General features: G+C 58.1%; 14 protein-coding genes. 6 read left to right on the forward strand and 8 right to left on the reverse strand.

Annotation, left to right across the window (positions count from 1 at the left end; genetic code table 11):
- Positions 1–47 precede the first annotated feature (47 nt).
- Positions 48–1,028 (forward strand): NADPH:quinone oxidoreductase family protein, encoded by a 981-nt coding sequence (locus tag R1T46_RS09800; RefSeq protein WP_075196558.1) that lies wholly within the window; start codon positions 48–50, stop codon positions 1,026–1,028.
- A 179-nt stretch (positions 1,029–1,207) separates the two neighbouring features.
- On the opposite strand, the gene R1T46_RS09805 is transcribed toward R1T46_RS09800, so the two are convergent.
- From R1T46_RS09805 to R1T46_RS09840, 8 genes are all read right to left on the reverse strand, one after another.
- Positions 1,208–3,037, reverse strand: a complete 1,830-nt coding sequence (locus tag R1T46_RS09805; protein ID WP_317308112.1) for a long-chain-acyl-CoA synthetase — start codon at positions 3,035–3,037, stop codon at positions 1,208–1,210.
- A gap of 71 nt (positions 3,038–3,108) precedes the next feature.
- The gene (locus R1T46_RS09810) at positions 3,109–3,936 is read right to left on the reverse strand and encodes an SDR family oxidoreductase (RefSeq protein WP_075196556.1); all 828 of its coding nucleotides are present in this window, start codon (positions 3,934–3,936) and stop codon (positions 3,109–3,111) included.
- Entirely contained in the window at positions 3,933–5,927 is a 1,995-nt protein-coding gene (locus tag R1T46_RS09815; protein WP_317308113.1) for an acetyl/propionyl/methylcrotonyl-CoA carboxylase subunit alpha, read from the reverse strand. The genes R1T46_RS09810 and R1T46_RS09815 overlap by 4 nt, the downstream gene beginning before the upstream one ends.
- A 321-nt stretch (positions 5,928–6,248) precedes the next feature.
- Positions 6,249–7,067 (reverse strand): enoyl-CoA hydratase/isomerase family protein, encoded by an 819-nt coding sequence (locus R1T46_RS09820; RefSeq protein WP_286810896.1) that lies wholly within the window; start codon positions 7,065–7,067, stop codon positions 6,249–6,251.
- A 176-nt stretch (positions 7,068–7,243) separates the two neighbouring features.
- Positions 7,244–8,404 (reverse strand): acyl-CoA dehydrogenase family protein, encoded by a 1,161-nt coding sequence (locus R1T46_RS09825; protein ID WP_151982692.1) that lies wholly within the window; start codon positions 8,402–8,404, stop codon positions 7,244–7,246.
- Positions 8,405–8,571: 167 nt separating this feature from the next.
- A complete protein-coding gene (locus tag R1T46_RS09830; protein ID WP_317308114.1) occupies positions 8,572–10,188 on the reverse strand; it encodes an acyl-CoA carboxylase subunit beta in 1,617 nt (538 codons plus the stop codon).
- Positions 10,189–10,198: 10 nt separating this feature from the next.
- Positions 10,199–11,065, reverse strand: coding sequence for an SDR family oxidoreductase (locus R1T46_RS09835; protein ID WP_317308115.1), 867 nt, complete (start codon positions 11,063–11,065; stop codon positions 10,199–10,201).
- 153 nt (positions 11,066–11,218) lie between these two features.
- The gene (locus R1T46_RS09840; protein ID WP_317308116.1) at positions 11,219–13,024 is read right to left on the reverse strand and encodes an acyclic terpene utilization AtuA family protein; all 1,806 of its coding nucleotides are present in this window, start codon (positions 13,022–13,024) and stop codon (positions 11,219–11,221) included.
- A 171-nt stretch (positions 13,025–13,195) separates the two neighbouring features.
- On the opposite strand from R1T46_RS09840, the gene R1T46_RS09845 reads away from it, so the two are divergent.
- The 5 genes from R1T46_RS09845 to R1T46_RS09865 all read left to right on the forward strand — a co-directional run bounded on the left by R1T46_RS09845 (position 13,196) and on the right by R1T46_RS09865 (position 21,106).
- Positions 13,196–13,813, forward strand: a complete 618-nt coding sequence (locus R1T46_RS09845) for a TetR/AcrR family transcriptional regulator (RefSeq protein ID WP_317308117.1) — start codon at positions 13,196–13,198, stop codon at positions 13,811–13,813.
- 260 nt (positions 13,814–14,073) lie between these two features.
- The gene (locus R1T46_RS09850; protein ID WP_085681972.1) at positions 14,074–15,135 is read left to right on the forward strand and encodes a hypothetical protein; all 1,062 of its coding nucleotides are present in this window, start codon (positions 14,074–14,076) and stop codon (positions 15,133–15,135) included.
- Positions 15,136–15,193: 58 nt separating this feature from the next.
- Positions 15,194–16,204: a putative solute-binding protein gene (locus tag R1T46_RS09855; protein WP_317308118.1), complete on the forward strand. Its 1,011-nt coding sequence runs from the start codon at positions 15,194–15,196 to the stop codon at positions 16,202–16,204.
- 16 nt (positions 16,205–16,220) lie between these two features.
- Positions 16,221–18,272, forward strand: a complete 2,052-nt coding sequence (locus R1T46_RS09860; RefSeq protein ID WP_317308119.1) for a TRAP transporter large permease subunit — start codon at positions 16,221–16,223, stop codon at positions 18,270–18,272.
- 173 nt (positions 18,273–18,445) lie between these two features.
- Complete coding sequence (locus R1T46_RS09865; protein ID WP_317308120.1) at positions 18,446–21,106, forward strand: S8 family serine peptidase; 2,661 nt, start codon at positions 18,446–18,448, stop codon at positions 21,104–21,106.
- Positions 21,107–21,118: the final 12 nt, after the last annotated feature.

The raw sequence follows: 21,118 nt of genomic DNA on the forward strand, positions 1-21,118 counted from the left end.
TCTATCGACCGTCCAAATATCGACTGTCCTACAACGGAGTCACGAATATGAGAGCGATCCTCTGCAAGGAATACGGCCCGGCGGAGACGCTGGTGATTGAAGACGTCACCAGCCCCGTCGTGAAAGGTCACGGGGTCAAGGTGCGCGTTAAGGCTGCCGGCCTGAACTTCCCGGATACCCTGATCATTGAAGGCAAGTACCAGCTCAAGCCCACCATGCCGTTTTCTCCCGGTGGAGAGATGTCTGGCGAGGTAATTGAAATCGGCGAGAAAGTCACTCGCTTCAAGCCGGGTGACCGGGTTGCCGGCCTCACCGGCTACGGTGCCTTTGCCGAAGAGGTGGTCGTCCCGGAGCAGAACATCCTGCCCATTCCCGAGTCCATGTCCGACGAAAAAGCGGCTGCTTTTTCCATGGTCTATGGCACCTCGTATTACGCTCTCAAGCAACGCGCCAATATCCAGCCGGGGGAAACTCTGTTGGTGTTGGGTGCCAGCGGCGGTGTTGGCCTGGCAACGGTGGAACTGGGTAAAGCCATGGGCGCCCATGTGATTGCGGCAGCCAGTACGGCAGAGAAGCTGGCGGTGGCGAAAGAGGCCGGTGCCGACGAGCTGATCAACTACACCGAAGAGCCGTTGAAAGACGCGGTTAAACGCCTGACCAACAGTAAGGGCGTGGATGTGATCTACGATCCGGTCGGCGGTGATTTTACGGAGCAGGCGTTGCGCGCCATGGCCTGGAACGGCCGTCACCTGATCATCGGTTTCGCGGCTGGAGATATCCCCAAGATTCCGGCGAACCTGACGCTGCTGAAAGGCTGTTCCGTTGTTGGTGTCTTCTGGGGCAGCTTCACCCAGCGTGAGCCGCAGAACAGCGCCCAGAACATGATGGAGCTGCTGAAGCTGTTCTCCGAAGGCAAGATTAATCCGCGAATCAGTGAAGTCTATGACTTCGAGGATTACGAGAAGGCCCTTGGGGCGCTGACCGGTCGGACTGCTACCGGGAAGGTTGTCCTTAAGGTCGGTTCTTAAGGCCGGCCCTTAGCCTGTTTGTTTCGGTGGATGCATCGGTGGGGAGCCCCTCCCAAAAAACGCTTCAAGCACATCCATGTGCGCTTGGGCTCCGCCATCCATGGCTCCGCACATTTTTGGGAGGGGCTCCCCACCGATGCAGGCAAGGCATGGGAGGTATGCCTTAGATCCAGAAAATCTCAGAACCGAACTTTTCCGGCATCAATCTCGGTAACCAGCTCGGAGGTCAACCGGGTATAACCATCTGTCCCGGGTAACCAGGCGTAAACCTCCTCCCCCGGTTTGTCGATGGAATAACCGGCTTTCTGGATGTCCACCTTGCGGTACTTGAAGGTCCCCGTTTTCTCGATGGCACCGGTTACCCGAACAAACACCGGAATCGCATAGGGCGGCAGGTTGTCGCTCAGGTACCGGAACAGTCGGTTCACATCAAATGCCTGGCCATTGGCGTGGGGAACCAGCGTTACCATGCCGGCCTTGCCGTTGGTGCCCGGAATCTCCACCCCATAGACAATGGCTTCCTCCACCATATTGGAACCGTCGATGATGTTCTCCACCTCAGTGGTGGATACGTTTTCCCCTTTCCAACGAAAAGTGTTGCCCATACGGTCCACGAACTGCAGGTGGCCGCAGCCGATTTCTTTTAGCACGTCACCGGTGTTGAACCACTGGTCGCCTTTCTTGAAGGCGTCCCGCAGGATCGATTTTTCCGTGGCGTCTTTCTGGGTATAGCCCTCGAAGGACCATTTCTTGGTGATCTCACCGATCAACAGCCCCGGTTCGCCCTTTTCGACTTCCTGCATGAATCCGCTGTCGTTCCGAACCGGGTCGCGGGTGCCGTCGTGGAATTTGACCAGTTTGTAGGGGGCGGTGGAAAAGCCAACGGTGTTGTCCAGGTTGAAGAAATTGCTGAAGCCGATGTTGCCCTCGCTGGAGGCATAGAGTTCCGCCACGGTTTCGATGCCAAAGCGTCCCTTGAACTCCTTCCAGATGGACGGGCGCAGGCCGTTGCCGATCATCTTGGTGAGGTTGTGATTGCGGTCCTGTTCGCTGGGGGGCTGATTCAGCAGGTAACGGCAGAGTTCGCCCACGTAGCCGAAGGTGGTTGCCTGGAAATACCGCACGTCGTCCCAGAACGCGCTGGCGGAGAATTTTCGACGCAGGGCAATGGCAGAGCCACCGGCCATCACGGATCCCCAGCACACCAGCAAGGCGGTGCCGTGGTACAGCGGAAGGGTGCAGTAAAGGACATCGTCCGGTTTCATGTCCAGGGACATCATGCCGAACCCGCCGTAGGCTTTCATGAACTTGCGGTGGCTGCCCGGCGCCGCCTTGGGTAAGCCAGTGGTGCCGGAGGTGAACAGGTAGATGGCGGTGTCACCCATAGTGGGCGGATCGGCCGGCTTGGGGGCCGTATTCCGATGGGCGCTGACCGTTGCCGCCATGTTCACATAGCCCTCCGGTGCATCGCCGAAGATGTTCATGGTGTTGGTATCGGCCAGGAACAGGAATGGGTTGGGGTGGCTGGTCCTGATATCGGCTTTCACGCCGTCAAAGGCTTCCACCAGTTCCTCGCCCACAACGACCATTTTAGGACTGACCAGATTGATGCTGTGTTCCAGTACGCGTCCCTTCTGGGAGGTGTTGAGCATGGCACAGGCCACGCCCACCTTGGCGGCACCGGCGACCACGGCGAGCAGCTCCGGGCGGTTTTCCAGGAATACGGCGATGGTATCGCCCCGGATAAGGCCCTCTGTCTTCAGGAAACCGGCAATGCGGTTGGCCCAACCGTTGAATTCCCGCCAGGTAATGCTGCGGTCTTCGAACAGGATGGCCGGGCGGTGTCCGTATTTTTCGGCGTTGCGGTCCACCAGGGTGCCAAGGGTCAGGTCCTTGTTCTCGTTTTTGACCGAGTAGTAGTAATAGCCCTTGGCAATGGCGGGAAATCGCCGGAGTATGCCCGGCAGGCTGCGAGCAATGTCACGTGGGGATACGTTGTCCTGGGTCATAGGGTCATCCGTCAGGGTCAGTGTGAAACGTTGTTGTTTGTTTTGCCCCCGGACAACGAATGGCTCCGGGGTTAATCCAGAAACAGGTCCGGCAGCAGGGGCTTGTCGCCTGGCTGGTACCGGTAGTGTTCGAAATCCGTTACGCCGTCGGCCCTGAGCACGTCCTCATCGATCAGGGACTGACCGGTCATTGCCCCGGCAGGACGGCTGAGGACGCTCAGTGCGGCGTCCGCCATGATGTCTGGCTTGCGGCCCTGGGCCATCATTTGCGGGCCGCCCACTTCAAACTCAATGGCGGCCGTGGCGATTAACGTTTTAGGCCACAGGGTGTTCACTGAAACCCCGTAACGCCGAAACTCCTCGGCCATACCCATGCTCAGCATGGTCATGGCGTACTTGGTGGTGGTGTAGGGCCCATACTGGGCGAACCACCGGGTATCCAAATTCAAAGGCGGCGACAGGCTCAGGATATGGGCCTGGTCGGACTCCTTCAGCCAGGGCAATGCCGCCTGACTGCAGAGGAATACGGCGCGAGCGTTGACCTGATGCATCAGGTCGTACCGGCTGACCTTCAGGTTCTCGACGCCGGTCAGTTTGATGGCGCCCGCGTTGTTTACCAGCGCATCAATGCCGCCAAAATGGTTCGCAGCTTCATCTATCCGCTGGCGCACCAGTTTTTCGTCTCGCACATCCAGCACCAGTGGCAGGGCCTGGCCACCTGCCTGTCGAATTTCCTCCGCCACGCTGTGTATCGTGCCCGGCAGCTTTGGATGCGGTTCGTCGGATTTTGCGCCGATCACCACATTGGCACCTTCTCGGGCACAGGCAAGGGCGATGGCTCGCCCGATGCCCCGGCTGCCTCCGGTTATAAAAACGGTTCTGTTCTTCATTGTGCTCATTGTCCGGCCTCCTCTGAGGTGGCGTCTGTGGCCGTGATCTCTACCAGTAACTGGCTGCGTTTTACCTGGTCGCCTTTGGTGGCCAGTATCTCGCCGACCGTGCCATCGCGGTCGGCTTTTACCGGATGCTCCATCTTCATGGCCTCCAGGATGACCAGGGTGTCGCCCTGTTTCACCGCCTGGCCGGCCTGAACCAGAACATCAATAATGGCGCCGTCCATGGTGGTCTTGATACGGCCACTGCCGCTGGCGGCGGCACCGCTGGCCGGCTGGTGGGTCACGTCACGCACTGCCAGTGCCTGCCCGAACGCCTGCAAATATAGGTGATCGCCCTGGCGGTGATATTGGCATCGCTGACGAACGCCGTTGTCGATAATGCATAACAGGCCATCGCCCATGCTTTCAAGGTCGAGCTCGTATTGCTCTTCGCCCAGGGTCACGGTGACATGATTGCCGGCGCGGCGGACCAGCAGTTCCAGGGTTTTATCGCCGGTATCCAGTTTCATCGGACTGACGGTCGAGGGTGCGTTGCTCCAGGCATTATTGAGGTCGGCCCGAACGTCAAGACGGCCTGAATTGCCATGGCTGAACACGCAGGCCGCCAACGCGAGCTCGCGGATGCTGATGTCTTTTGGTGCCAGGGATGGATCGTCTCTGAACGCCTGTTGCAGGAAGGCGGTGGTGGCCTCGCCTTCGCCGAAGGTGTCGTCCGCGATGATGCGGCTCAGGAAATAACGGTTGGTGGTCACACCGAATACAGTGGTGTCTTCCAGCGCCCTGAGCAGCCGACGACGGGCTTCGTTGCGATTGGCCCCCCAGGCGATCACCTTGGCCAGCATGGGATCATAGTGAGGCGTAATCGAGTCCCCGGAGCGCACGCCGGTATCAAACCGCAAACCTTCTCCTTCCGCAGGCTGGAACTGGTGCAGCGGCCCGGTTTGCGGGGTGAAGCCGTTGGCTGGGTCTTCTGCGTAAAGGCGCACTTCAATGGCATGGCCGTTCAGCTGGATCTGGTCCTGTGTTAGTGGCAGCGCCAGGCCCTCGGCCACGGAAAGCTGCCAGGCCACCAGATCCTGCCCGGTAATGAGTTCGGTCACCGGGTGCTCCACCTGCAGGCGGGTGTTCATTTCCAGGAAGTAGAAATTGCGGTCCTTGTCGACGAGGAACTCGACCGTGCCAGCACCTTCATAGCCACAGGCCAGCGCCGCCTTCACGGCAGCTTCGCCCATGGCCTGGCGCAGTTCGGGTGTTACAAACGGAGAGGGTGCCTCTTCGACGACTTTCTGATGGCGACGCTGAACTGAACAGTCCCGTTCACCGAGATACACCGCGTTACCGTGTTGGTCTGCAAATATCTGGATTTCGATATGGCGGGGTTCAATAACCGCCTTCTCCAGAATCAGCTCACCATCGCCAAAGGCCTGCTTGGCTTCGGAGCGAGCCCGCTGAATGTTATCGGCCAGTTCCGCTGCCTTTTCCACCAGACGCATACCACGGCCACCCCCGCCGGCAGAGGCCTTGATCATCAATGGGTAGCCGATATTTTCGGCGGCGTTGATGAGTTCTTCGTCGCTGGCATTGTCGCCCTCGAACCCCGGCACCACCGGCACACCGGCTTCCTGCATGGCAATCTTCGATCGCCGCTTACTGCCCATCAGCTCAATAGCCGCCTCCGGTGGCCCGACAAACACCAGGCCGGCGTCTTTGCAGGCCCTGGCAAACCCGGAATTCTCCGACAGGAACCCATACCCCGGATGCACACAATCCGCCCCGGTTTTCCGCGCCGCCTCAATAATCGCCTCTGCGTTCAAATACGACACCGATACCTGAGCCGGTCCGATACACACCGCCTCGTCGGCCAATTCCACGTGCAGGGCCTTGGCGTCTGCCTCGGAATACACTGCCACCGTCCGGTATCCCAGCGACTTCGCGGTTTTGATCACCCGTACGGCGATTTCGCCTCGGTTCGCTATCAGGAGCTTTTTTAGCATTTTTGCTGGTCTCATGGTTGGGTGGTTATCCGCTTTGGTGGGAGGGAGGCCCTGGTTCAGGACACGCCGTGAATACGTCCATGTAGGCTCCTAAAAAACATCCATGTTTTTTAGGGTCCTGAACCAGGGCCTCCCTCCCACCAAAGCTCCTTCCAACTGTTGTAATTGCATGTCTTTTTTTATGAGCGTTTTGCACGGTGTCTGGGGTCGGGGTTGATCCGGCTTTCCGGGACCGTCAAAAACATGGATGTTTTTGTCGAGCGTACAGGGACGTATTCACCGCGTGTCCCGGAAAGCCGGATCAATCCCGACCCTCCACCATCAGTCTGACTTGGCCCAAGAAGCCGGCCGTTTCTGCATAAACGCAAGAGTCCCCTCGGAACCCTCGTCACTGCGAATCGCCTCGGCAAACTTCCCGGCAGCACTGTCCAGAAGCCCACTCATCGATTCGTGACCAACGCGGTGCAACAACGCCTTGGTCTGGGCCGTCGCATTCGGCGCGCACTGCTGTACCCGGTCAACCGCATGGCCGAGCAACTCATCAATCTCAACTTCAGACTCCGCCACCTGATGAACAATCCCCAGCCGGCACGCCTCATTCGCGTCCACTCGCAGCCCCAGCAACGCCAACCGACGCGCTTGCGTCAGCCCGATGCGCTCCACCACAAACGGCGCAATCTGCGCGGGAATCACCCCGAGGGTCGTCTCCGGCATACCAAACCTGGCTGTCGGCCCGGCAATCGCCACATCCGACACACAGGCCAATCCAAAACCGCCGCCCATCACCGCACCCTCGGTGACTGCAATCACCACCTTCGACGACTCGTTCACCTGTTGAATCATCTGACCGAACGCCCGGTTCAACCGGTAGAAAGGATCTTCCTCACCCTCGGCAGGCTTCTGCCCCCGGGCACCGGCCATGTCCTTGATGTCCCCGCCGGCACAAAAGTGGCCACCGGCTCCGCGAATCACCACGGCACGAATGCTGGCGTCGTTCTCAACCTGACTGAATACCGTCGACAGTTCCGCCACCATCTGCAGGCTCATGGCGTTCCGAACGTCTGGCCGGTTGATGGTGACGTGAAGGGCAGGCCCCTGTTTTTCCAAAACTAGCGTTTCGCAGTGAGGTAAATTTTCCATAGACATGACTCCAATACCGTTGTCTGGGGGCTGGTTGGCAGGAAGGTAGGGCCGTTTCGGGACCGTCAAAAACATGGATGTTTTTGTCGAGCGTACATGGACGTATTCACAGCGTGTCTCGAAACGGCCCTACCTTCCTGCCTGCCAGTCCTTCCCCCAATGCCAAAACCTAATAATCAGTCCCGTTGTTTACCAGGCAAAGTCCCCATCATCTTGCAGATAATCCCCAACATGATTTCGTCAGCACCGCCGCCAATCGACACCAGCCGCACATCCCGGAACGCACGGGACAGGGGGTTCTCCCACATGTAACCATTGCCCCCCCAGTACTGCAGGCAACTGTCCGTCACCTCACGCCCAAGCCGGCCAGCCTTCAGCTTGGCCATCGACGCCAGCTTGGTCACATCCTTGCCTTCCACATGCAGCTCACAGGCCTGATAGGTAAGGGCACGCAGGGCTTCCACTTCGGTTTGCAACTCTGCCAGGCGGAAGTGAATCACCTGGTTGTTGATCAACGGCTGCCCGAACGTTTTGCGCTCGCGGCAGTATTCAATGGTCTTGTTGATACAGAGCTCCAGCGCCTTGATCACGTTGGCCGCGCCCCACATCCGTTCCTCCTGGAACTGCAGCATCTGCATCATGAACCCGGTGCCTTCCGCACCGATCCGATAACGCTGCGGTACTCGCACATCGTCAAAGAAAATCTGCGCGGTCTCGGAAGAGCGCATGCCTAGCTTGTTCAGGTGTGGGCTGAAGGAAATGCCCGGCGTGTTCATGGGCACTACGATGAGCGACTTGTTCTTGTGGGGCTTGTCGTCGGAGGTGTTGGCCAGCAGGCATATGAAGTCGGCCTTGGGGCTGTTGGTGATCCACATTTTGGAGCCGTTGATGACGTAGTCATCGCCGTCCTGTTTTGCGGTGGTTTTCATCCCCGCCACATCAGAACCGGCGGCGACTTCGCTGACGCCGATACAGCCCACCATATCGCCGGCAATGGCCGGGGCAAGGAAGGTCCGTTTGAGTTCGTCAGAGCCAAAGCGTGAAATGGCAGGGGTGCACATATCAGTCTGCACACCTATTGCCAGCGGCACACCTCCGCAATGGGCAGTGCCGAGTTCTTCGGCGGCCACCAGGTTGTAGCTGTAATCCAGCCCCATGCCGCCATACTCTTCCGGCTTCTGAATGCCCAACACGCCCAGGTTGCCGAGCTTCTTGAAGATATCGTGAATCGGGAACTCGCCGGCTTCTTCCCATTCGTCGCAGTGGGGATTGATTTCCTTCTCCACGAAATCGCGGACGGTTTTTCTGAGGGCTTCGTGTTCGGCTGTGAATTTCACGTTTTTGTTCTCCTGATTGATTGTTAGCCCGTGCCTATTTGGTGATGGTGCACGTTCTCTAGCTTGGGTGGCGGCTGTGTGGGCGGGCCTTCAGAAACACGCTCCTTCGGCACATCCATGTGACGCTCGGGCTCCGCCCCGGTTCCAGCCACCGTAATCAAGACCGCCTACAAGCGGGCAACGCCAAAAGAATTAGGCCGCAACTGCCGAACCTCAGCCTCCCGACAAACCGAGAGCACCAACGCCAGAACCCGCCGGGTATCCCGCGGATCAATAAGCCCGTCGTCCCACAATCGAGCCGTACCGAACAGAGCTGTAGAGCCGTCTTCCAGTTTCTTGGCCGTGGCCTGCTCCAGGAAATTCAGCGTTTTCGGATCCGGCTCCAGGCCGCCCCGGCGCTGTTTGTCCTCGGCCACAATGCGCATCACCTTGCCTGCCTGCGCAGGGCCCATGACCGCCGTGCGGCTGTTGGGCCAGGCGAAGATGAAACGTGGGTCCAGGCCGCGGCCACACATCGCGTAGTTACCTGCACCATAGGAACCGCCGATCACAATTGCGACCTTCGGCACCCGGCAATTCGCCACCGCCTGGATCATCTTTGAGCCGTGTTTGATGATGCCGTTCTGTTCCGAATGGGTGCCCACCATGAAACCCGTGGTGTTATGCAGGAACAGCAACGGCGTGCCGGCCTGATCGCAGAGCTGGATAAACTGCGCTGCCTTGGTAGCGCCGGCAGGCGTGATCGGGCCGTTGTTGCCGATGATGCCCACCGAGTGGCCTTCAATGCGGATGGTGCCGCACACGGTCTGGTCGTCGTAGCCGTTCTTGAAATCCATGAACTTTGAGCCGTCGGCTATGCGGGCGAGGATTTCACGCACGTCATAAGGCTTCTTGGCATCGCTGGGAATAACGCCCAGCAACTCTTCGGCTGGGTAGAGCGGCTCTTCCCATGCCGGCTCCCGCGACGGGGGCAACTGCTCGTTCCAGGGCAGGGCTTCGAGCACATTGCGGGCGTGGCGGATGCCGTCGGCGTCGTCCTCGGCCAGATATTCCGCCGTGCCGGCCACTTCTGCGTGCATCTGGGCACCGCCGAGCTCTTCATCGGTAGCGACTTCGCCGGTGGCCGCTTTTAGCAGGGGAGGGCCTGCCAGGAACATCTTGGCCTGTTCGCGAACCACAATCACATAGTCCGACAGCCCCGGCTGGTAGGCACCGCCGGCGGTCGCATTGCCATGAACCACCGTTACCTGGGGAATGCCAGCGGCGGACATGCGTGCCTGGTTGGCGAAACCGCGCGCGCCCAGCACGAAAATGTCGGTGGCGTAGTTCAGATTGGCGCCGCCGCTTTCAGACAGTGACACCACCGGCAGCTTGTTCTCCATGGCAATTTGTTGCAGCCGCAGGGTCTTGTCCAGCCCCGCCGGCGTAATGGTGCCGCCCTTGATGGCGCTGTTGCTGGCCACCACCAGGCAGCGAACACCGCTAACCGTGCCAATGCCGGCAATAATGCCGCCACCGGACAGGCTGCCGTCCTTGTCGTCGTGCATCTTGTAGCCGGCCAGGGAGCACAGCTCCAGGAAGGGCGTACCGCGATCCAGAAGGCGATTGATGCGATCACGGGGTAACAGCTTCCCGCGTTTGGTGAACTTCTCCCGCGCCGCTTCCGCCAGATCAAGAACCTTCTGCTCCACATCGCGGAAGGTGGCAATGTGCGCTTCCATCACCTCCGCGTTTGCGCGAAAGTCATCCGACTGGGGATTAACGGTGGACTCCAATACCTGCATCGAATTCTCCTCAGTCGTCACTCAACACTTTTGGCGTGACTGCCCGGTGGAACCCATTAAAGGGCTCATTGTTCTTCGCTTTCGGGAACGGCCAAACCCGGCCCCCCTGGGACGCGGCGCCGTCAATTCGCAAACAGTCCCCACTGATAAACGCCGCCGCCGGGCTCAGCAGGAAACAAATCGCTGCACTGACCTCGGACTCCGTCCCCATTCGCTTAAGAGGCACGTTATCCCCGAGGCTACGAATCCACTGCTTCATATGTTCGGGATAGTTATCCATCCCACTGGAGGCAATCCAGCCCGGAGCCACAGCGTTCACCCGAACCCCGGAGCAACCCCACTCAACCGCAGCGGTCTGGGTAAAATTCACCATCCCTGCCCGGGCAGCGCCGGAATGCCCCATGCCGGGCATGCCACCCCACATGTCCGCCACGATGTTCACGATGGCGCCGCCGGTTTTTGACAACACCTGATTGTAGGCCTCACGGGCAATGAGAAAGCCACCAGTAAGATTCGTGCGAACCACCGTCTCCCAACCTTTCTGGTTGATGTTTGCCAACGGCGACGGAAACTGACCCCCGGCGTTATTCACCACGCCGTTCAGCCCGCCATGTTCATCAATGATGGCCGTGACGGTCGCCTTTACAGACTCCTCTTCACGGATGTCACACACGTGAGCGGAAGCGATACCACCGTCCTCGGTAATCTCGGCTCTTACGGTCTCAACCTTCTCGGCCTTCCTCCCAATCAACGCCACCCGTGCTCCGAGCGCAGCGAGTTCATGGGCGTTACAGCGACCAATTCCGGAACCACCCCCGGTAACGATAAAAACCTGATCCCGAAAGAGATTCGGGTGAAAAACAGACTGATAGCTCATAACAAGAGGACCTTTTCAAATGTTCGGGCGCTCTGGTGGGAAGACATGTCCGGGACCGTCAAAAACATGGATGTTTTTGTCGAGCGTACAGGGACGTATTCACCGCGTGTCCCGGACATGTCTTCCCACCAGAGTGCATGCACCAATGTAAAATCAATCAAACAGTTCAGCGCGAACCGGCACAGGAAACTCCAGCAGTTGCTGGGCAAACGCCTTCCCCTGAGGATCAATCCGCAAGCTGGCAACCCCCCCGCCACCAAGACTGTGCTCCAACAGAAAATTAAAGGCCTGAAACCCCGGCAACGCCCAACGGGTCACCCGACCATGCTCAGGGTGTAGCGTATGGGCCATCCATTCCGCCACTGCCAACTCCGTTAACGCCGCCTCAATAAACGGCACAAACTCCGCCTTGCGGGCAATCACCCCGATATTGGTGTGATCCCCCTTGTCACCACTGCGCGCCCAGGCCAGTTGAATCAAAGGCACCGTGGTATCCGTGGCCGGAGCGGCCGCACTGGCAGACTGCTCAACCAGCTGGCTAGGCTCGAACCCACCGTCAATAGCCATGTCTACCGCCTGCTTGTCGCCACCAAGATCCACGGCAACGGATACCTCCGTTTTCGGAACCAGGCACGAATACAACCGAATCTTCGGCCACACCGTCGGCCGTCCACCCACAATACCGGTGATCCCCGGCGCCATCCCCGTGGCCGCCTGGGCGATTTCCCGGGAAAACAGCACCAACGCTTCCTTCTTGAGGTGAGCCGTGCTGATCTTCACCACCACCTCCCGACACTCTCCCATACGCCCCTGAGCACCGTAGGTGGCCTCGGTGCCTAATAGTTCGATGCTGGTTTCCGTGTAGTCCGGCAAACCCCGTTCACTGAACATCCGGGAGGTTTTGGCCAGGATCGCCTCGGCGACTGTCTGGGCCTTGGCCTTCGCATCCAGGCCTGCCAACAGGAAGGTTACCGTGCACTTGAAACCGTCCGGCCAGGTGCCGGACACCTTATAGCTGTCTGAAGCGGGGAGTCCTTTGGCGCCAGAAACCCGAACCTCGTCCGTTGCCACTTCCTCAAGCGAGACCCCGGTAAAATCACAGGTCACATCCGGCAGCAGGTAAGCCCTCGGGTCACCGATTTCATAGACCAACTGTTCTGCCACCGTGCCCCGGGACACTTTGCCCCCGGTACCTTGCGGCTTGGTCATGATGAAATCCCCGGTGGCGGAGACTTCTGCAATCGGAAAGCCCATATCGGCATAACCCTCGGCTACGTCTTCCCAGTCGGTAAAGTTACCGCCAGTGGATTGCGCGCCGCATTCCAGTAAGTGCCCGGCCAGGCTGCCCTGGGCAAGCCGGTCGTAATCGCTCCAGCTCCAGCCAAATTCATGCACCAGAGGCGCCAGCACCAGGGCGCTGTCGGCAACTCGGCCGGTTATGACAATGTCCGCACCCTGTTCCAGCGCTGCGACCAATCCCGGAGCGCCCAGGTAGGCGTTCAGGCTGACCAGCATCGGCGGTATCGGCTGTCCGGTGGTCATCTCGGAGATGCCGGCATCGGCCAGTTGCTTCTTCTTCGGCAGAAGGTCATCGCCCAGCACCAGGGCGATCTTCATATCCAAACCGGCTTTTTCGCACAAAGCCTGCAGAGCATCGCGGCAGGCGACGGGATTGACACCACCGGCGTTCGCCAATACCCGGATGCCTTTCTGTTTGATCTCACCCAGCAAGGGGCCCATCACCGTCTGCACGAAGTCACGGGCGTAACCCTGGCTTGGGTCCTTCATCTTCTGCCCCGCCATGATGGACATGGTGATTTCCGCCAGGTAGTCCGCTACCAGGTAATCAATATTGCCCTTGCGCACCAGTTGAGCGGCGGCGGTTTCGGTGTCGCCCCAGAAGGCGGCGGAGCAGCCTATACGGACGGTTTGTGGCCTGGAGATGTCGGAATCTGGCATGTCTTCACCTTGTTAACGGAAGCCGCGAAGTGCTTTCAAAGACCCTTGATGGGCCGCTTGTAGCGGAGGTCGTCTATCATAAAGCCGACAATACCAAGCAAGCGCTTGGTTTGTAAACAGGCAAATTCGGGATAGAATGGGCGCTCTTCTGTTCCCTGGCTGGAAAACACTGTGAATCAAGACTCTATCCTGCGATCACTGGTTGCCGACAACCTGGTTTCCGATCCCGCCGGAGCCCGTGGCCGGCTTCTCCACGAGGCCGCAAAGCTGTTTCGTGACAAGGGTTATGAGCGGACCACCGTCAGGGATCTGGCCGCCGCCGTTGGCATTCAGTCCGGTAGCCTGTTCCACCACTTCCGCACCAAGGAAGAAATCCTCAAAGCCGTCATGGTGGAGACCATTCGTCTCAACACGGCCCTGATGCAGGCTGCGGTGGATGCGGCCAGTACCCATCGTGACAAGTTACAGGCGCTGATTCGCGCTGAACTGGAGTCCATCAACGGGCAGACCGGGGAGGCCATGGCGGTGCTGGTCTTCGAGTGGCGTAGCCTATCCGAGGCATCCCAGGTTCACGTCCTTGAGCTCCGGGATATATACGAGCAGTTGTGGTTGGATGTGCTGGAGACGTTGCGTCAGGACGGCGTGCTGACGGCAGACCCGTTTGTGGTGCGCCGTATGCTCACGGGCGCCCTCAGTTGGACGGTAACCTGGTACCGACCTGACGGTGGCCTGACGTTGGACGATTTGACGGCGCAGGTGGTCGCAATGATGGGGTTAACGACGCCCTGAACCGGATGCCCTGGCATAAAATGCCGGTCGTGGTACGAATGTCTCAATTGTAATTATTCTCAGAACTCATTGTTTTAAATAAATAAAAAATTTGTTTCCTCCCGTCTATGTGGGCCATTGGCCTGATCGGCATGACCAAATCGGCAATCCAGCCATTTTTGTCTGACAAGATTCAACGCATTCTTGCCCTCGTCAAAGATGAACGGGGCAGTGATTGCGATCGCCCCCGACCTATAAAAACAATGTAAACAGGACGAACTATGAACTCCTCACTGGTGAATTCCTTTGGGCATGCCCTCAACGTTCGCAGCCGTCACCTGCTTCTTCTTGTGGTGACGTTTTTGGCCGGTTGCTCGGCCAACCCCATCTACACTACAACGGGTGTGGTGCTCTCCAATTACTCCGAGGGGGAAGCAACCCCTTACGTCATGCAGATGTCCGATCCGCAAATGGCCTGTGCGTTGGGTGAGGGCGTTGACCCGCTGTTGTACTCGTTTTCCCGCGTGACCGAGGCGCCTGAAAGCACCGGTTCCCTGTTGATGCTGCTGGCCGCGAACTGCTCTGAATACAAGGCATGGGAAGCGGAACTGGAATACCTGCGCGCTGACTTTGCCGGTGATGTACCTGCCGCAAAAGACGCGCGGGAGAAAGCAAAGCGGCTGAATGCCCGAACCGCCAAGCGTCGCTATGTCGCCTATCAGCGCGCCATGGCGGCCTATGACTTTGACCCGGCCGCAAAGGAATTCGAGTGTCCGTTCCTGTTCGATGACCAGGAGGAGCTGACCTTCCTGCTGGGCCTGCTGACCGGCATGCAGGCCATCGTGAACGACGCCAACTCCGGTGCCATGGCAGGGGTTCCCCGCAATATTGCGCCCCGGGCGGAGCGTGCCGCCGAATGCCTGGATAACGAAAAATGGGGCGGTTTACCGAATGCCATACGCGGCATGGTGTGGTTGCTGTTGCCGGACACCCGTCCCAGCCTGTCTCCGGATCCCTGGGAAGTGCTTGAGGATAGCTCCCGCCTGGGAGTTGAATCGGGTATACGGGCGTCCATGGCTCTTGAGGCCGTGGCTGCAGAGACGTTTGGTCGCCCGGAGGTGCTCAAGGATGTCATCGCGCGGTTCGCCGAGGCAGATGGAGAGATCAAAGTATGGGCTGAGTATCGCCTGGTAGACGAGATCGCCCGAGACGTCATTCAGTTCTCGTCCGATAAGCATTGGACAGCCAACTACGGCTACCGCACGCCCCGTACCTATTTTGGCAGGCTGAGCCCGGAACGGCTCGAAGAGCCTGAAACCATGGATCTGGACGGCCTGCTATAAGCAGGCCCCTGACTCACTGCAATTACCTACAAACACAAGAAAGACCCGGAGGTCATTCATGATCCGTAAATCCCTTGCTGCCCTGTCTTTTGCTGCAGTTGCGCCGATGGCCGCCGCACAGTCTGTGACGATGTGCGTTTTCGATGTCATCGGCGCAAACGGTGATATGTACAACATGGTCAAAGACTATGCGTTGGAAATGAAAGCACATGGTGTTGATTTCGAACTGCGCCCTTACACGGACGAAGGCGTTGCTGTCGGCGATTTCAACTCTGGACAGTGCGACGCCGTCGCCGCTACGGATCTTCGGACCCGTCCGTTCAACCGATTTACCGGCAGCATCAGCGCCGTTGGCGCGATCCCGACCTATGACGATCTGAAAACAACCCTCGCCACGCTTGCACAGGCCAAGGCAGCGCCGTTGATGAAGCAGGGCGATTATGAGGTCCTGGGTATTGTGCCGGCAGGGGCCGGCTATCTCTTCGTCAATGACCGGAGCATTGATACTGCGGGAGAGTTAGCGGGCAAGCGTATGGCCACGCTGGACTACCAGAAGGACGCCATCCACATGGTCAACCACGTGAAAGCGACGGTTGTACCCTCCGACATCACCAACTTTGCGGGCAAGTTCAACAATGGCTCGGTGGATACGGCTTACGCACCGGCGTTTGCCTACGAAGCACTCGAACTCTACAAGGGCATTGGCGAAGACGGCGGCATTGTTGATTATCCCCTTGCTCAACTGACCATCCAGATTATTGCCCGTGACGACGTGTTTGACGATACCACGGCCCAGAAGTCCCGTGACGTCGCCTGGGGTATGTACGGCCAGGCCATGGACCTGATTCAGCGCCAGGAGTCTGCCATTCCGGAGGAAAAGTGGATCCGCATCCCCGATGGTGACATCGAAGGCTATCAGGAAATGTTTCGTGAAAATCGCCTGCAATTGAGGGATGGCACCGACGGCGCCAAAAAGGTCTACCACCCGAAGATGATGAGCCTGCTCAGCAAAATCCGTTGCTCCAGCAATCCCGGGGCCTCCGAGTGCACAGCGCCTGACCGCGAATAATAAAGGCTGACCCTCCATGAACTGGCGAGCATTATCAGCGACAGGCCCGAAAACGCTGTACCCCGTGCATCGATTGCACGGGGTTATCCTCCTGCTGCTCCTTATCTTTACGCTTCTTCTGGGTATGGGCAACTCACTCCACTCGCGCATGCTGTGGGTGGGGGAGCAGACCTGGCCGAATTACTACCTGCTGGATCCGGATGCGACGGAGCCGAGCTGCACGTTGTCCATGGATGTGGATGCCGAGGTCAGGAAACGTGTCGAGGCCTACGAGCCAGATCCGGACGACCTTTTCAGCTCGCCGCCGGACCCGGATGCGATCCGCAAGTCCCTGGAAAAAAATCTGGCACTCTGCCAGCAGAAACATCGCCTGTATGAAGAAAACCAGAAACACGCCACCGAGGCGCTGGCAGTTTACAAGGCGGTTGAACAGGGCTTTGCGGATTTCCTGCTGGATAATATCGAGCTCACCAAGTTCCTGTTTATCGCCATGTTTGCCATGGCTGCGGCGATTTCGGCCTTCGACGCCGATCACATAGCCCTGCGATTGCCGCGCAACCGGTCAGAGTGGCGGCTGAGCCAGGGCATGCAGTTCGTGGTCAACGGCCTGATGGTGTATTCCCTGTTCTCTTACGTGGGCAGGTTATCCTCTTCGCCGGGCTCGGGAGGCACCGCTTTGCTGCAATACGCCTGGGCGGCCGTCTTCGGGCTGTTCATGGTGATCAACCTGATGCGGTTTGTGTCGGTGCCGTCTCGAATGAGGCCAGGATCACTGGCGGCGTCCTCCGGCCTGGTACTGCCGCTGTATTGCGCAATGGGCCTGATCGCGATGAGTTATTTCTTCTTCGTGGACGGCTACTCGTCCGGCCTGGCGATCTATTTCGGTATGATGACCAACCTGTCCTCGATGTTTATCAACATCGGGCTCTATGTGCTTGTGGGCATGGCGCTGAAGCAGACTCGCATTCCGGACCTGCTGTTGAACGTCATCAAACCTTACCATCTGCCCGCGCCCATGCTGGCCTCGGTGATGATATTCGCGACCGCTTTCCCCACTGCGTTTACTGGCGCCTCGGGGATTTTCATCCTGGCCGTGGGTGGTGTCGTCTACGATGAAATGCGCAAGAGTGGCGCAGGGCGACAGCTATCGCTGGCGACCACGGCCATGTCCGGCAGCTTGGGGGTGGTTCTTAATCCCTGTTTGCTGATCGTGGTTGTGGCGGCGCTGAACAAGGAAGTGACCACCTCCGAAATGTACGGCTGGGGTTTCTGGGTGTTTATTATGTCGGCCACTCTGTTCTCTGTGGTTGTCTGTAAAACCCAGGGCAACTGGAAGCCTCGCCCGGCTCCGGGGGCGTTCCGCAAATCGCTGGCGCAGCTTCGGCCACTGGCGCCATATGCCATCGTTACCGCGGTGGTTATCCTGGCCATCTGGATCATCCTCGGTTTGGGATTCAACGAGTACAGCGCTCCGATGATCCTGCCGCTGGTGATGCTGGCGCTGGTCTATCTCGACTCCGGCAAAGATCCCAATGAACAGGGCCAATCCCGGGTGCGCGCTTTTTGTATGCGCACAACGGCGGCCGCCAGTGACTCTGCTGTACACATTGGTGCACTGTTGGCGTTGATCGGATTTTCCATCTGCCTGGGGGGCATCCTGGAACGTTCCGATGTGGTGCACGCATTGTTCCCGGAAAACCTGACCAGTCCCTGGATCGCCATGCTGGTAATCGTGGTCATGCTCACGGTTATCGGCATGGTGATGGACCCGTTCGGCGCGGTTATTCTGGTGTCAGCCACCATCGCGCAACCGGCCATCCAGTTGGGCATCGACCCGCTGCACTTCTGGATCGTGTGTCTGGTGGCGTTTGAGCTGGGCTACCTGAGCCCGCCGGTGGCGCTGAACCACTTGCTGACGCGGCAGGTGGTGGGTGAAACCGAGGTGTTGGCCGCTGAGCGTACGGGGTCGTTCTGGCACCGCTACGAACGACTGTTGTTGCCGCTGGTGGTGATGGGGCCAACATTGCTTGTGGCAGCCTTTGTGCCACTGCTGTTCTACGCTCTCTGATCGCGCAGTGTCATCCGACCAAAACCGCCTGTGGGGAAACCTGCAGGAGGTTTTTTTGCATTTGGTGAAAGGATTGGAACGTATGCGGTTTTATCAGCGTTAATTGCTTATCATACTGAACATCAAATGGCGCTGTTCTCGCGTGTACACGATGTCGCATTAGTGAGCCTGTTATGAGCTGGAACGTATCCGTAACCAATAGCTTGATCGTCTGTTCGCTGCTGTTGTCGGGCTGTGGGGGAGGGTCTTCGGGTAATTCGTCTGACTCGCCGTCCGAGCCGTTTCCATCGAATGTAGCTTTAGCGGGTAGTATCAATATTGAAGCCAATACCCGTGTTGACCTGGATACCGGTGACAGCCTTGCTATTGGACAGAACCCCCTTTCGGTCCCTCAGGAACTTCCTGTAAGTTTTGTTCTGGCCGGCTACGTCAGTGAAGGTGAAGGTTTTTATCCTCCACTTGATGGGCTACAGAGTTCGAGATACGTTGCAGACCCAGTCGATGAATTCAGGGCACCTTTGAGGGCCGGTGATACGCTCGTTTTGCAGACGTTTGCCGCCCGCACAGCAGATGGTGTGCCTGACACGAGCGTCACCTTCTCGCTCACCACAGTTGAGGGAGTTCTTCTTGATGGTGAGACAACCGATCCAGAAGCCGGGGCAACAGACGCCCGGATAACCCTCCCCGGTGCGCAGCCTGACGGAGAATATCGAGTTGTTATCGAAGCTCAGGGGCAGGCCCCCGTGCGCTATGTTATGACTTCACCGTCAAATGCTCTGGAAACATCCCAGAGTTTCGAGTGGGCAGACCATGAATTTATGCCGGGCGAGGCCATTGTTACCATGGCACCGGGAACGGTGAGGGGCAGTGCAGCCATGTCTGCTTCTGGTACAAGGATGAGCCGAGCACTTGGGGAGAGTACCTGGCTCGTACTTGCACCGTTAACCATGATGCAGCAACGGTCGCCTGCGCAGTCGACTTTGCGATGGCTCGAAGGGTTACGAAACTCTCCCGGCATTTCTTTAGCCATACCGAATTATCTGGTATCCAGCCATGCGCCAACTGCGGAGCCGTTTTATCCGCAGCAATGGCACTATAGCCTGATAGACGCGCCAACGGCCTGGCAGCTAGAGCCGGATGGGGGCGCCGGTGTGACGGTGGCAGTACTCGATAGCGGTTTGTTCCGGGAGTCAGCATCAAGCTGGCATTCTGATCTAAATGCCAATGTCGTTTCCGGCGACTTGCTTACCGGCTCAGATTTTGTCGATGGAGACGATTTGCCGGCCGACCCCGGAAACTCTGTTGGCAGTAGTGTTTTTCACGGTACTCATGTGGCCGGCACTGTGGCTGCAGTAGTAAACGATTCTGGCGGTACGGGGGTAGCGTTTGGTAGCACCCTGCTACCGGTAAGAGTACTTGGTGAGGGCGGCACTGGCTCGTCCGCTGATTTACTTGATGCAATCCGTTGGGTAGGTGGGCTGGATGATGGTCGAGACCCAAGAGCTGACATCGCAAATATGAGTCTGGGCGATTTGCCCTTTATTCAACCCATGCAGAATGCGATCACCGCTGCCACTGAAAAAGGGGTCATCTTTGTCGCTGCGGCTGGCAACTCCAGCTCATCGGTGCCCAGTTATCCTGCTGCCTTCGAAAATGTTTTCTCTATCAGTGCCGTGGACGGTGCTGGTGACTTAGCCTCCTACTCAAATTATGGCAATTGGATCGACCTGGCGGCCCCCGGAGGAGATGCCACACGTGATGCCAATAGTGATGGCGTCGCCGATCGGGTTTTGAGTACCAGTGCGGCTTTCGTCGATGACGAGTTGAAACCGATCTATACCGGATTGCAGGGAACCTCCATGGCTGCGCCACACTTTGCGGGCGTGCTGGCACTTATGAAAGGTGCCAGAGAGGGTGCGGGAATGAACTACAATACTGTTTTGACCTGGCTTGTTAACGGTGATCTGACAGACTCCGGCACTGCGGGGCGCACCAACGATCTTGGCTATGGCGTGCTTGATGCGGGCAAGGCCTTGTTCACCGCAATCAGTGATCCTTCGTTGACCATCCTGTCTTCGTCACCATCTCTGGTCAGCCTGAACACCGAGACTCAACAGTCAGAAACAGTCACACTCTCGGTGCTGGGTAACGAGACTCAAATGGTCTCGATTCAGTCAGTGAATTCCGGGCAGAATTGGTTTGACGTGAGTGTGGTTACAGCGATCAGCGATGATACCTTCACCTTTGAAGTCGGGTTGATCCCAGAAGAGTTGGAGCCTGGCGCAGTCCAGCGCGGCACTATTACTGTGAGTTATACGTCCGATGTGCAGAGAACACTTGATATTCCGGTATCGGGACAGCGGATTACCGACCGGCAAGCTCGTGATGCTGGCCGCCACTTTGTGCTTCTGGTTAGGCCGGAACCTAATGAGCAAGGGCTATACGACAGTGTTGCCGTTGCGCCTGTCACTGTCGAGGACGGGCAGTATCGCTTCACGTTCTTGCACGCGGACGGAACGGAACCCAGACCTTCTAACCAGGTTCCTGCCGGAACATATCTGCTGGTTGCGGGGTCTGATCCGGACAATGACAACATACTCTGTCAAGCGGGAGAGGCCTGTGCAGAATACCCGGTTTCCGGCCTGAGACAGGAAATTGAGATCACTTTTGGTCAAACCCGTTCAGGTATCGAGATGACGACCAGTTACAGTCGTCCAACGATTTCTTCGCTGTCGCCTGCGCAGTTGCCAAGACCGGATTTTCAGGGATACAGGTTGATACTGGACGATGAGGATAGAGCTCTGTTGGACAGCGCACGAAAAGCCCGACGATAGAATGGACTAAGG

The organism is Marinobacter salarius, from assembly GCF_032922745.1.
Classification (GTDB): Bacteria; Pseudomonadota; Gammaproteobacteria; order Pseudomonadales; family Oleiphilaceae; genus Marinobacter.

Coding starts and splice junctions, on each gene's coding strand:
- R1T46_RS09815 (WP_317308113.1), bottom strand. CDS start 5,927: ATGCTAAAAAAGCTCCTGATAGCGAACCGAGGCGAAATCGCCGTACGG.
- R1T46_RS09860 (WP_317308119.1), top strand. CDS start 16,221: ATGAACTGGCGAGCATTATCAGCGACAGGCCCGAAAACGCTGTACCCC.
- R1T46_RS09805 (WP_317308112.1), bottom strand. CDS start 3,037: ATGACCCAGGACAACGTATCCCCACGTGACATTGCTCGCAGCCTGCCG.
- R1T46_RS09800 (WP_075196558.1), top strand. CDS start 48: ATGAGAGCGATCCTCTGCAAGGAATACGGCCCGGCGGAGACGCTGGTG.
- R1T46_RS09865 (WP_317308120.1), top strand. CDS start 18,446: ATGAGCTGGAACGTATCCGTAACCAATAGCTTGATCGTCTGTTCGCTG.
- R1T46_RS09830 (WP_317308114.1), bottom strand. CDS start 10,188: ATGCAGGTATTGGAGTCCACCGTTAATCCCCAGTCGGATGACTTTCGC.
- R1T46_RS09840 (WP_317308116.1), bottom strand. CDS start 13,024: ATGCCAGATTCCGACATCTCCAGGCCACAAACCGTCCGTATAGGCTGC.
- R1T46_RS09835 (WP_317308115.1), bottom strand. CDS start 11,065: ATGAGCTATCAGTCTGTTTTTCACCCGAATCTCTTTCGGGATCAGGTT.
- R1T46_RS09850 (WP_085681972.1), top strand. CDS start 14,074: ATGAACTCCTCACTGGTGAATTCCTTTGGGCATGCCCTCAACGTTCGC.
- R1T46_RS09810 (WP_075196556.1), bottom strand. CDS start 3,936: ATGAGCACAATGAAGAACAGAACCGTTTTTATAACCGGAGGCAGCCGG.
- R1T46_RS09855 (WP_317308118.1), top strand. CDS start 15,194: ATGATCCGTAAATCCCTTGCTGCCCTGTCTTTTGCTGCAGTTGCGCCG.
- R1T46_RS09820 (WP_286810896.1), bottom strand. CDS start 7,067: ATGGAAAATTTACCTCACTGCGAAACGCTAGTTTTGGAAAAACAGGGG.